At 52.2% G+C, this 12,517-nt stretch carries 11 protein-coding genes and 1 pseudogene; 2 read left to right on the top strand and 10 right to left on the bottom strand.

Features of this window, described 5'->3' with window-relative positions; genetic code table 11:
• Positions 1-68: 68 nt before the first annotated feature.
• Both AYI96_RS09860 and AYI96_RS09855 read left to right on the top strand, forming a co-directional pair.
• On the top strand, positions 69-323 hold the full coding sequence (locus AYI96_RS09860; protein ID WP_025888106.1) for a hypothetical protein: 255 nt from the start codon (positions 69-71) through the stop codon (positions 321-323).
• Positions 324-326: 3 nt separating this feature from the next.
• Positions 327-1,679, top strand: coding sequence for a putative metalloprotease CJM1_0395 family protein (locus AYI96_RS09855; protein ID WP_144361518.1), 1,353 nt, complete (start codon positions 327-329; stop codon positions 1,677-1,679).
• A 141-nt stretch (positions 1,680-1,820) separates the two neighbouring features.
• Here the strand turns inward: AYI96_RS09855 and AYI96_RS09850 are convergent, their stop codons facing one another.
• From AYI96_RS09850 to cmoA, 10 genes and pseudogenes are all read right to left on the bottom strand, one after another.
• Entirely contained in the window at positions 1,821-2,366 is a 546-nt protein-coding gene (locus tag AYI96_RS09850; protein ID WP_144361517.1) for an NMCC_0638 family (lipo)protein, read from the bottom strand.
• A gap of 275 nt (positions 2,367-2,641) precedes the next feature.
• Positions 2,642-2,728: pseudogene (locus AYI96_RS20495) on the bottom strand (Mobile element protein); the annotation flags it as partial.
• An 881-nt stretch (positions 2,729-3,609) separates the two neighbouring features.
• Positions 3,610-4,506 carry a LysR family transcriptional regulator gene (locus tag AYI96_RS09845; protein WP_144361516.1) on the bottom strand — a complete coding sequence of 299 codons (897 nt, stop codon included), beginning with the start codon at positions 4,504-4,506 and terminating at the stop codon, positions 3,610-3,612.
• Between the two features lie 58 nt (positions 4,507-4,564).
• Complete coding sequence (locus AYI96_RS09840; protein ID WP_238398911.1) at positions 4,565-5,635, bottom strand: DUF3541 domain-containing protein; 1,071 nt, start codon at positions 5,633-5,635, stop codon at positions 4,565-4,567.
• Positions 5,595-7,433, bottom strand: a complete 1,839-nt coding sequence (locus tag AYI96_RS09835) for a M3 family metallopeptidase (protein WP_144361514.1) — start codon at positions 7,431-7,433, stop codon at positions 5,595-5,597. The genes AYI96_RS09840 and AYI96_RS09835 overlap by 41 nt, the downstream gene beginning before the upstream one ends.
• Positions 7,405-8,352: an alpha-L-glutamate ligase-like protein gene (locus AYI96_RS09830; protein ID WP_039032903.1), complete on the bottom strand. Its 948-nt coding sequence runs from the start codon at positions 8,350-8,352 to the stop codon at positions 7,405-7,407. The genes AYI96_RS09835 and AYI96_RS09830 overlap by 29 nt, the downstream gene beginning before the upstream one ends.
• A 1-nt stretch (position 8,353) precedes the next feature.
• Positions 8,354-9,859 (bottom strand): inactive transglutaminase family protein, encoded by a 1,506-nt coding sequence (locus tag AYI96_RS09825; RefSeq protein ID WP_039032904.1) that lies wholly within the window; start codon positions 9,857-9,859, stop codon positions 8,354-8,356.
• Between the two features lie 8 nt (positions 9,860-9,867).
• Positions 9,868-10,632, bottom strand: a complete 765-nt coding sequence (locus AYI96_RS09820) for an ATP-dependent zinc protease (protein WP_039032905.1) — start codon at positions 10,630-10,632, stop codon at positions 9,868-9,870.
• A 63-nt stretch (positions 10,633-10,695) separates the two neighbouring features.
• The gene (gene cmoB, locus AYI96_RS09815; RefSeq protein WP_071476683.1) at positions 10,696-11,664 is read right to left on the bottom strand and encodes a tRNA 5-methoxyuridine(34)/uridine 5-oxyacetic acid(34) synthase CmoB; all 969 of its coding nucleotides are present in this window, start codon (positions 11,662-11,664) and stop codon (positions 10,696-10,698) included.
• Complete coding sequence (gene cmoA / locus AYI96_RS09810) at positions 11,661-12,392, bottom strand: carboxy-S-adenosyl-L-methionine synthase CmoA (RefSeq protein ID WP_039032907.1); 732 nt, start codon at positions 12,390-12,392, stop codon at positions 11,661-11,663. Before cmoA ends, cmoB begins: the two co-directional genes overlap by 4 nt.
• Positions 12,393-12,517 lie beyond the last annotated feature (125 nt).

Genomic DNA, 12,517 nt, shown 5'->3' with positions numbered 1-12,517 from the left:
TGAAATGGTAGCAACTGATTTTAACCACAGAACGACAATCCACAGTCCAATACAGACAAGGGGCAATTATGCAAATTCCATCGGCTTTTTCGGCGGGAGTTCAAGGGCTGCAAAGCGCCCAGTCCGGCCTGACTCAGGCAACAGTGGATATCGCCCGTCCGGCACCTGCGCAGCAGGCCGATTCGGCCCGCCCAGTTGAGGAGGCAGACAAAACCTCGGCACTGGTATCGGCATTGGAATCCAAGGCCCAGGGTCAAGCTTCAGTAGAGGTGATTGAACGCGCATCCGACACCTTGGGCAGTATCATAGATATCGAGGTGTAATATATGGTTGGCGCGCTGGCCGGCGCGGGGCTGACGGCAACAGCCGTGTCCCGGCGGCCAAGCTCGTCAATTGCCAGCTTAAGCAGTGGCAGCTCCATAAACCAATCGCCTCTCAGTGCCAACCCTGCCGGTAAAATCTCCGCCAGTCAAAATCCCTCTCAGATAAGTGGCGTAAAGCCCAGCTCAATAAACCCGAGCTCGGGAAATCAAAGCCCAGTCAATACAAGTTCAGTCAATTCGAGCCCGCACCAAGGTTCAGCTGCGCAACATTCAGAGCCTCAAATTGAAAAGCCGCCGCGGGAAGCACTGGTCAGTTTGACTAAAGGAGCCCTTGGGGCAGCAGCCTTGTCCAGCTCAGGCCATTGGCATGGAGAGGTTCAAGCATCGATGCCGCTCGCGGGGACATCGACTCAAGCATCTGCCTTTTCCGGCCAAGGTGCAGATGTTGCCGGCGGCCCTGCGATACCAGTAACTTTAGCGGGAGAAGCGCCTGAGGTTCCCGCTTTTAATGGCGCAAATACTTCCGCCAACTCTATGGGTGAGGCAGAGCAGGATTTTGACAACACTTCCGGCAGCTCTTCGAGTCGCTCATCGAGCCAGGCAGGAAGCGAAGTAAAAGAAGGGGATTATGGGGCAGCTCGTCAGTCAACCGGGAAGCCGAATACGACAAGCGCCGCTGAACCCAAGCCGGATGAGGCGCAACAGAAACAGCAGCAGAACCGTGAGAGTCGTGAGCAACAGGCGCTTGAGCGGGAAATCGACTCCCTGATGAAGCGCGATACCCAGGTGCGCTCCCATGAACAGGCTCATGCCGCAGTAGGTGGGAGCCATGCCGGACAACCGGCATTTGAATTCGAGAAAGGACCCGATGGCAAGTGTTACGCGGTGGAAGGCGAAGTTCAGATAGATGTCTCTGTGGTGAACGGCGATCCGCTGGCGACCATGGCGAAAATGAAACAGGTCTATGCGGCGGCGATGGCACCTGTCGATCCCTCCATGGCCGATATCCGGGTCGCCGCCGAGGCGATGCGTAAATATAACCAGGCAAGGGAAGAGGCCGGCACCCAGAGACTTGCCGCCGCGCCGAAGCCTGAGCTGAGTCAAAACCTGATGGGAGCCGTAGATCCGGCCGCTGAAAAGTCCGCGGCTTCCTTTGAACCCAAGGCTGGCGAATCTGCAAACTTTCCCATAGGCCTGTCTCGTCTGATGGGCGCCATAGCACAGCAGTCAAATGCCTTGAATGAACAGACTTTCAGTCCATCCAAGGCCGAGTTGCAGCTTGAGTCGGGTTCAGTTGCCGATGTGATAGCCGCTGAGCAGCAACAGGCGCAGCGCATTCGGGATGAGAGTCGTTAGTGCTTCACCTATCTTCAAGGCCAATTTGAGTTCGGCGATGGCGCGGCATAATAACCTCCTTGTTAAATGCTTAAACAAAGCATAGTCGGGGGTTTACTTCCGCGTCATTAACGCTGGGTGTCCATATTCTCGCAAGGCATACTAGACGCCTTTGTATGACATTACAGCAACTAAATCACTAGGTTTAGCACTATTTATTGTTATTACCCATTGCTCTAGAAAACTACTGCCTTGATACAATGTATATGAAGTTGTACTCAGGTTGGCAGATTGAGAAATTAGTTCTTTTTTATATGTAAAACCGCTACCTTTGGGTGGTAACCAAGCCTCCATGCTCGCTTGAATAGTATTTGGGTCACCTTGATGTACGTATACGGAACAAAGTTTATTTTGCAGTAGTGCTAACCCGAAACTACCCTCACTATTATTCAAGTGCCACGCTTTACCAGCATTACCCTTTAAGTAATTTTGAGCAATTTGTTTAGGAGCGAGTACGAAACCTTTTCTTTTAGCTGACTCTTCAAGAGCCGCTGGGCTTTGACGACCAACTACACATGTCCCCATGAACAGTTGAATTGGTGTTGATTTTCGTAAAGCAAGACTTTCATCTTCTTTTTCTGAAGTTGATTTACACCCAGCAACTGATACTAGAAAAATTGCAATAATATAAGACTTAACTCGATTCATATTCCGTATGCCTAACAGTTGTATAGTACGCTTACGCGTTTTAGTCCTCGGATGAGTGAAACGCGCATCGCTATTTTTTTGTATCCTATCTATTTGTATCGATTGGTTAAATAGGCTTTAGTCCTAATATCCCTCGCAGCTAAACGCACATACGCGGTTTCCAAACCTGTTATCTAACAAAAAATCGAGCCACCCATTATAAAACAATAACCTAACCTTCTTTCTGTCTGCGTTCAAGCACAGTTAGGTGATTTGACAAAAGATATCCTTGTAGTCAGAAAGCCACGCCGTACCACTCGGCTACAACAGTGATAGTAAGGCGTATCTTCAAGACTAATTTGAGTTCGGCGAGGGCGCGGCACAATAACCTTCTTGTTAAATGCTTAAACAAAGCATAGTCGGGGGCGTGCCATTAACGCAGGGTGTCCATATTCTTTCAATAGAGCTCATAACCAACTTGCTACTTGATTTGGCGCACAGTAATGGTATCGCTAACACCATCGACTTTTAGCGTGCAACCACCGCTTACAGGATAAATCATGACTTTTGGCATGAACGAATACATATAGGTGTAGGAGTAGCTGCTCTGCTGCCAGATTTGCCCATTCATAAGCTTAAAAATGGTTTCACCTTCCCAGCCTTCAAAATCTCCATCTATCTGAGATTCGATTACTGGCTCGCAACCACCGCCTCCCGATCCACCAAAGCCCCTTAGTCTGTTGTGGACTTCGAGTGCCCCCTTAGCCTCGGCTGGGGATAAATCATTAGCCTTCTTTTGCCTTTAACGATAAGCAGATAGTTTTCTAAAGCTCGTTCAAGATCAGCCATAGCTACAGATGGTGCTACCCAGGCAAGCATGGCGAGAGAAAAACCAATGGAAAATCTGATAGTTTGGTTGCTTTTCCTCAGAGAGTTTTCCTGTAAATGGCCCGTTACTTTTTACACATACCAGCCATATAGTGCGCATGCGCGGTTTCCAAACCTATTATCTACCAACAGTGTTTTATATCTATATGACTTTAATGATACTTTCTGTGATATTACAGAAATAATGCGCCAGATTATCTTCAAATTTCCGAGGTTTTTGTCAAAACCTCAATAATACTGTGTGAAAAACAAGCACTATAGTGTGCTTCCGGAGCTGTTCGAGTCTTTTTCTAACTGATATTTGTGACGTCATACCTTACGGACACAGGGTAAATATGAAGTTGCTCCGTTTCTTACTATTTATAATGAGCCAGATTTATACTGAGCCGGATTTATGTTGAGCCAGGATCAGTGATTCCAGCAGCTTACAGGCCGGGCCTTGTTTATCTCTCTGTGGCACCACCAGACTGAGCAGTATCTTGCGGCTGCTGGAACCTTTGAGACTGAGCCGTACCAACTCTCCATTTTCCAGCTCCTGCTTGACCAGATGCGCCGGGATCCAGCAAAAACCTATGCCTTTGGCCAGGATCACCTTGGCTTCGTGGAAGTTGCTGACGGTCCAGCGCTGCTCGGCCTTGAGCCAGCCGATTTCCAGTTGACTATTGACGCCGGTATCTTTGATCACAATTTGCAGATGTTGGGCCAGCACTCTGTCGTCTTCAATTTCCACTTGGGCCGCCAGCGGATGGGAAGGGTGGCAGAGCAGGTAGAAGTTCAAGTCGCAAAGGGGCTCTGAGATATACCCCATGGGCGGGGTACCGCAAATCGCAATATCCACCTGATGGTTTTTGATCATCTCCTGAGTACCGCTGATCACAGTGTCCCGCACTGTGACCCGGGTTCCGCGACTCTGGGGCAGAAAGGCGGCCAGCGCCTCGGTCAGGGTTTCCATGGGGTAGACCAGCTCCCTGGCGATGCTCAGACTCGGCTCCCAGCCCTGTTCCAGATTGCTGGCGAGCTGCTCCAATTCCCCCACAGCCTGAGTGACGTGACGAGAGCGGCGCAGCAGTACTTCGCCGCATTCTGTCAGATAGGCCTTGCGGCCGCGCACTTCGAGGAGTTGGATCCCCAACTGATGCTGCAGCTTGGCAACAGCATGGTTGAGGGATGACTGGCTCTTGTTGAGCTGCTCGGCAGCCTGGGCGTAACCACCGAAGTCGACGACGGCCTGCAGGATCCGCCACTGTTCCAATGTGGACTTGGGTCTGTTCATTTTCTAAAAACTCGTCAGATTTCGGCCTATCATGGGTGGAAACTGCCAGTTTTTCAAACTATTTAGCCTTTTTCGTCGACTCGGTCGCCTGTTTGACCGACTCGAGTGGCGTCACCTGCATCGGCAGGTATTTCCGGGTCGCCTTGAGCTCACTCAAATAGGGGCCTTTATGCAGTTTTTCCGGCCATTTGAGCAGCATCATCGCCAGCACATTACGGTGTTCACCCAGGGCCAGCGCCGGGTTGCCTTTGGGGGAGCGAATAAAGTCCACCTCAGGATCGAAGGACTTGATGATGTGCGCCTGAGTGGCTTTCACCATGGGATGATCTTTGCCCTTGCCGGCGAGCAGATAGCTTATTCCTACTTCGGCAATAATATCGTCGGTGGCATCACTGAGGATCCGCTGGCGGTTGGCTTCGAAGTAGTCGAGGATCCAGGCGAACTCCTTGGTATCTACCGGGTGCTGATAGTATTCACTGGCGGCGAAGATAAAGTGAGTCAGGCCATAGAGCTTATTGCGATATTGTGCCTTACTGAGCTTGCCATCCTCGGCATCCGGGTAGACACGTTTGAAGGCGGCTTTGTAGTCTTCCAGGTAATCGCCAACGCCAAGTTGCTTGGCCCAGTAAACATAATTGATCAGCTGCGCCGCCCAGGCTTCAATCATGGCTTCGTCGGTCAAGCCGTGCTGCAGATCTGTACTCTTGAGCCCTTTGAGCAACTTGTCGTGGCAGGGGCCGGTAAAACCAAACTCATTTATACGGCTGGCGTAGCGCAGCAGCACATCGGTATAAAACAGAAATTCGGGGAAGGGTTTGAGCGCTTTTTTGCGTGCCTTGGCCCGGGGGCCATTGCCCAGTTGGGATATTGCCTTGAGCGATTCACTTTTGACAAATTCAGGGTCGTCCAGTTGGCAGGCATAGAAGCTTTGCGCTTCAGTAACCGCAAACAGATCCACCAAGGCGGCGTTGGCGTACTGCTCGTCACCTGTCATCCGATAGAGGCGGATCCCGTAATGGCCCTGCACCCTTGGGGGCAGCTGGTAGAGATGTTGCTCCAGATTCTGCTGAATGCGTTGATAAACCTCATCAGCGCTGGGCTGGCTCTTGGCGGCCAGGGTACTGCTCATCACTCCCAGGCAGAGGGCAAGTGTCAGTTGACCGGTTCTCTTGAGTATTGGCATCGCGTATCCTCCGGATGAGTGTGGCCGCATCGGCAGCGCCAAACAGGCTTTGCAAACGGGCGGCCATAGGTTGGGCTGATTCGTTGACCAGCAAGAGATCAAATAGTTGCGCCGGGTTGCAGCCCCGGGTGTGAACATCTATGGCTCTGGCAAGTTGCTGTTGCCAGAGCCCGAGATAATAGAGCGGCCCCTGAACGCTGATGGCGCCAAAGCTGTAGCTATAATCACTGACTTCGGGCCAGGAGCCATTAAAACTGGCTTCAAACGCCTTGTGCAGCTGTGGGTATTGGCTGTTGCCAAAGGCTTCAAAGCTGGTGAGGGCCACTTTGGCACGAAACACCTTGAGCTGCTGCTGGTATTCTTCGGCCAGTTGTTCGCGCGAGCCGGGAGCCGGCTTGAGTGAAAATGCAAAGGCGCCGCTCAGATAGCGTTCCAGCCAGGCTTTGCCCACTCCGGCGCCATCCTGAGGCAACTCCAGACTGTTGTTGAGATAATAACGGCCGCCGCCACTGAGTTGGGCTATGGCGGCGCTCAGGGAAGAAACTGCGGTCTGATAATCTTTTAGCCTAAGTTGCTGAGGCTTAAGCACCAGCTCGCTCTGGCCGGTTTGTTGGCCGACAACAGCGCGGCGCAGCATTTTATGGCGGTTGTGTTTGCCTTCGCTGATAAGCAGTTCACCCAGCAGCCGACCATGGTGATACACCCTGAGCCAGTCGTCGTTAATCCGCTCTGCGGTTAATCCCAGCGGTTTGAGATGGTCAAACAGGGCTTTTAGTACTTCAGAGCCTTTGAGCGCGACCATTTCGGTCGAGTGGGCCTGTTGTAACTCACGGCCCAGATCCCAAGGGGCGTAATCCAGTTTTTGAGTGCTGGCATCGAGAAATTTGGCCACATCGCTTGGGGTACTCAGCAACTGAGAACTGAGGATAAAATCACTGTAGCTCGGGTAACCATGCGCTTTGGCTTGCTCCTGTCTGAGGGCAAAAATGGATGACAGCGGCAGTTGATTGCGTAATCTGGCGCGGCCCTGATAAGTGCGCCAAACCTTGGCGCGACAATCACTATTGGCCTGTTGCATCAAGTAAGAGGCTATATTGACTGCAAAAAAGCCGGGCTTTTGGGCTGATTGAGCGGCTTCCTGCTCCGCTGAATCCTCTTCGGGGTTGGAAGCCTGTTGCATGCCGGGCAGGGCACATTGTCCCAACTCCAGCTTGAGATCGTCACTGCGCATTCCCTGGCGAATGCTGGCCTGGGCGCCATGAAGACGGGCCTTTTCCTCTATGCCCAGATGTTGCTGCATCAACCAGTCCAACCTCTGGGCCAATGCCTGAAGCTGTGGCTCATCATCCTGGGTCAGTTCGGATGTCAGGCTTGTCAGCGCCGGTTCGCTCAGGAATCTATCCATGGTGTCGGCCAGTTTCAACTGACATTGCAACAGCAGCTCATGCTGTGCCGCTGACAGGGGGAAACTCCGATAATAACCGAGGCGGTCATTGATATTGTGCAGCCCTAGGGTTTGCCGCTCCAGCAGCTGCAGATCCTGAAATTCAGGTTGAAAATTGTTGCTGTATTCGACACATTGAGCCGTCAGCAAGGGGACGGCATTAGGCGCGGCCAGGGCAGGGGAAATGCCCGAGGCCATTGTCGATGCCAGCAGGGACGCCAACAACGACAGTGGCAGTCTGGACTTGAGGCGAGATGGACTCAGGCCGGAGTTAGCGGCTGGCAAAGTGCTTCTTGGCATAAGCGACCCGTTCTTCCACTGACATGGGTTTGCCTGTCATTCTTTCCACATGCTGCAGCCTTGGCAATATCCCCATGCCATTGGCTATCTGGATAGCAAGCCCGGGACGGGCGTTGAGCTCCAGCAGCAGTGGTCCCTTGTTTTGATCCAGTACCATATCGGTTCCCAGATAACCCAGTTCGCACATCTCATAGGCGCTCGAGGCCGTGTGCAGCAAGGTATCCCAGTGGGGCACCTCGATTTCAATCAGGTTACGCCCCGTGTCCGGATGCAAATCGACCGGGCGGTCAAACTGCACCGCATGCAGACCGCGGCCGGTGGCGATATCCAAGCCGACACCAACCGCGCCCTGGTGCAGGTTGGCCTTGCCATCGGAAGCGGCGGTGGACAATCTGAGCATTCCCATCACAGGAAACCCCTTGAATACTATCAGGCGGATATCCGGAACCCCTTCATAGCTGAAGCCATCGAAGACGGGATCGAATTCAATCAAGCCCTCGATAATGGCCACATCCGGCTTGCCACCGAGGGAGAACAGACCGCTGAGGATGTTGGAAACGTGGCGGTCGACCTCGCTCGGGGTGACTTCATTGCCATTGGGCTTATAGAAGCGACCATTCTCCACATGGGTGATCACCAAGATCCCTTTGCCGCCCGAGCCTTTGGAGGGTTTGATCACAAAGCCACTGCGATCTTTTACCTGCTCGGGAATGCTATTGATACCGTGTTGCTCGCGCACCACACCTATGAGATCGGGCACGGCAATATCATTGGCAAGCGCCAGTTGTTTGGTGGTGAGCTTGTCGTCCACCCGTTTGTAAAACTTGCGCGGATTGTAGCGGCCAATATAGTCGATATTGCGCTTGTTCATATTCAGCACGCCAGCGCGGCGTAGCTGCCATGGCCAGGCAAAATTCATTTTATTCTCCTGCCAGTGGCTTGAAGCGCTTGAGCTCCAGCAGTCGATAACCCGTGTACTGACCCATCAGCAGCACCAGCGCCAGGATCACCAAATGGATACCCAGGAAGTTGAACACCCAGTGCTGTACCCAAGTGGCGCTCATGGCCAGATAAGCCAGAGTGGCTACCAGAAGTGAACCGCCACCTTGCACCATCACCTCTTTGGCGCCTTCCTCTTCCCAGAGGATAGACATACGTTCAATGGTCCAGGCGAGAATGATCATCGGGAAGAAGGTGATAGTCAGGCCTTCACTGAGGCCAAACTTGTACGACAGCAGGGTAAACAGGCCAATAATGCCTATCACCACTATGATCACCGCCGATATTCGCGAAATCAGCAACAGGTTCAGATGCGATAGATAGGAGCGGATCATCAAGCCAAAGGCCACAATCAGCAGGAAACCTATCAGGCCGGTCAGCAGTGTGGTCTGGATAAAGGCCAGGGCGATAAGCACAGGCATAAAGGTACCTGAAGTCTTTATTCCTATGATAACCCTAAGGAATACCACCATCAGCACTCCGATGGGGATCAGCAAAATCCCCTTGAACAGGCTCTGCTCTTCCAGCGGCAGTTGGTAGAGAGAGAAGTCGAAGGCGCTGTTTTTGGCCATCATATCAATGGAGGTCGCCAGGGCTGAACGTGTGTCTTTCAGCATGGAGAAGTTGACCTGGGAGTTGCTGCCACCCAGTACGTCCAATACCGATTTGCCATTGCGCTCCCACAGCACCATGTTTTCCGGACGGCCCTCTGTGCCTTTGACCAGATCGAACAGGTGCCATTTACCGTCCTGATAGACTTCGACAAAGGGAGACAGTTGCTGCCGACGACGCTGATCTTCCAGATACAGACCATTGACTTCCTGAGTTGGAATACCGCGGCTATTGAGCATATGGACAAACAGTTTGGTGGGTGAGTTGGCCGACAGCAGCAGCTCTATGTTCTGACTGCGATCACGGCCGGCAATGGCGCGCATGATCTCACGGGCAAAAGAGAGGTTACCGGCACTGCGGGCCCAGGCTTCGTCCATCACCTGTTCGGCGGCGGCTTTCTCGGTCGCAGACCAGATATAAGGTGCCGGCGGCAGGGGTTCTTCCTGTGCCTTGAGTTCTTCTCGGCCTGTGGGGATCAGGGTGACCTTGTAGTAGAGGTCCTGTTGGCCATTGGCTTGACGAATCGACCAAAGCGCGCGGCGGCCCTGTTCATTGTTGCTGATAGTCAGGCCATAACCCGGGGAGGTGGCATTTTCCATCAAGACTTCAAATGCCGGGTCTTGTGGCAGGGAGAAAGAGACTTCTGCCGGGCCACCCGTACCCTGAAAACTCACCTTGGCATCGACAGCCCAACTTTGCACCTGCTCACCGGGCAGGAAGGGCACATTGTGTTCAATACCACGATAAATACTGGCGCTTAGCCCAACAATAAACAGCAGAGCTACCACCAGGTAGAAAGGTTTCCGTGAATGCATTACCGCTCCTATTTATGGCTCGAAATCACTAAGTCTTTGGCTTTGCCATGCAGATAGGCTTGGCCTACATCGACAACGGCTATGTCTTTCATAAACTTGCGGCCAAGCAGCAAAGGATATTCGAGGTGACTGCGGTCGGTAAGGTTAAGATCGGTTTCAGCGGCATATTTGCCTATTTTGAGGTGGGCGTGGATTACCGGACGACGATCGTCCTTTTCATCGGCCTCTTGTTTGATACGCACAAAACGCACCACCTTGGATTCGAAGGTTTTTCCCGGTGCATCTGCGCCATTGATCATCACATCGAATCTAACCCACTGGGCGCCGTCACGCTCAAACAGAATTATGTTGCGGGCATCGAGTGACGAAGATTCGGCGCCGGTATCGATACGGGTGTCGAAACTGGCATTCAATTCATCGATAAAGACGCTTTCGACTTCACCGAGAATATATTTGTCGCCAATAGGTGAAGCTTCGCAGGGCGCAGGCACCTGTACTTCCTTGATGGTTTCTTTGGGGGGCTGCTGCAGTTTCTTCATCTGCTGTTGCAAACTCTGAAGCTGAGTATTCAAGGCATCCAGATGCTGTTGCTGTTGATTCTGCGCCTGAGCAATCACATTGACTATGCTGGCTTCCTGAGAGGCGAGGTTGGACTGCAAGGTCTGGGCGTCGACCGGCACCGGGGCATTGGCCACTTCCTGAGTGCTGGCGCAGCCGCCGGCAAGTGTTGCCATGGAGGCCATGACGGCGATTGAAATCGTCTGTTTCAACATGTTGCTTCCTGTATTCTGTTTTCCAGATTGCGTCACTTTTATATAGGGCTCGGTGAGCTCGATTTACTTAATCGCGATAAAGGTAGCCCGTTTGGGAGCGGGGTAACCTTCCACTGTTAAATTGATGTCGGTCGGATCGAGGTAATCCACCAGAGATTCGTTGCGCATCCAGGGCGTGGAGCGTTGCTCGGCCAGAGATGTGACATCGACGTCGACACAGCGAACCTCACGAAAATCGCACTTCTCAAGCCAGAGTTGCAACGCGGCAACGGACGGGATAAACCATACATTATTCATCTTTCCATATCTATCCCGTGGCAGCAGTACGGCATTTTCATCACCTTCTATGACCAAAGTCTCCAAAATGAGTTCACCTCCGGTTCGCAATTGATCACGTAGTTGCAACAAGTGATCAATGGGGGAACGCCTGTGATAGAGCACTCCCATGGAGAACACGGTATCAAAGGCATCCAGTGGCGGCAGTTCTTCTATCCCCAAAGGCAGCAGGTGCACTGGCGGAGTGCCGCCTGTAAGGCGTTTGACCGCTTCGAATTGGCATAAAAACAGTGAGGAGGGATCGACACCGACCACCATTTTGGCGCCTTCACCATACATGCGCCACATGTGATAGCCGCTGCCGCAGCCTACATCCAGCACGGTTCTACCTGCCAGCGGGCTGATATGGGGCGCGACGCGCTCCCACTTCCAATCAGAGCGCCATTCGGTATCGATATGAATGCCGTGAATATGAAATGGTCCCTTGCGCCAGGGATGCAGCAACTGCAGCAGGTTTTCCAGCTTTTCCCGCTGCCCTGTTACCAATTGCTCACCTGAGCCTATGGTGACACTATCTTTGAAATCCAGACGGTCGGGGGTGGGGTAGTTAAGCTTGGCGAGTACTTTTTCCCACTTGGGCAGGGCGCCGTGTTTGTGTTCTCTTTGCCAGTCGCCGAGTTTGGCCGGCAGTGTTTCCAGCCAATGCTGCAGATTGGAATCGGCAATCTGTTGATAGAAATTACTGAAACTGATCACTTGATAGCTACCATGGATGTGAAATTGAAGCACTGGAACCAGACACCGTAATGGCCAAAACCGGCCTGGGATAATCTGTTGTAGTGATTGTCGAGTTGATCGGGTTTCATCACGTTTTCCAGTGCGCTGCGCTTTTGGCTGATCTCCAACTCGCTATAGCCATTGGCGCGTTTGAAATCCAGATGATGTTCATCCAGTACTTGCTGGATAACTTCATCGCCGAAGCGGATTTTTTCCGACAGTACCAAGGCACCACCGGGGCGTAAGCCGGCATATATTTTCTGGATCAGGGTATCGCGATCCTCGGGTGGCAGAAACTGCAAGGTAAAGTTGAGTACCACCAAGGAGGCGTCTTCGATGGCGACATCACGAATATCACCACAAATAAGCTGCACTTGGGTATCGCTGACATAAGCATTGAGATACTCCTGACAGCGCTCGGTCATCGCCGGTGAGTTGTCGACGGCGATAATCTCGCAGCCCTTGCCTTCAATACGCCTACGAATACTTAAAGTCGCCGCGCCAAGAGAACACCCTAAATCATAGACTTTACTGTCTTGTGTCACAAAGCGTTCGGCGAAATCGCCTATGGTGTTGATGATCTGGCCGTAACCCGGCACAGAGCGACGGATCATATCGCTGAATACGCCGGCCACCCTATCATCAAAAGCAAAGTCTGAGACCTGACCGCAGTCAGTTGCATATATGGTGTCTTGAGAAGTGTTCATCTGAAATCTTGTGCGGGAAAATCAGTGACGTATTTTACCGAATCCCGCCTGAAAGCAGCAAGTGTGCTCTGGTAATTGACGCAAATTTTTTGTCTAATGATGCGGGAATAACAAAATAATTACAT

The sequence above is a fragment of the Shewanella sp. MSW genome (assembly GCF_007636515.1).
In the GTDB taxonomy this organism is placed as follows: domain Bacteria; phylum Pseudomonadota; class Gammaproteobacteria; order Enterobacterales; family Shewanellaceae; genus Shewanella; species Shewanella indica.
This window is presented reverse-complemented; position numbering and strand designations above follow the sequence as displayed.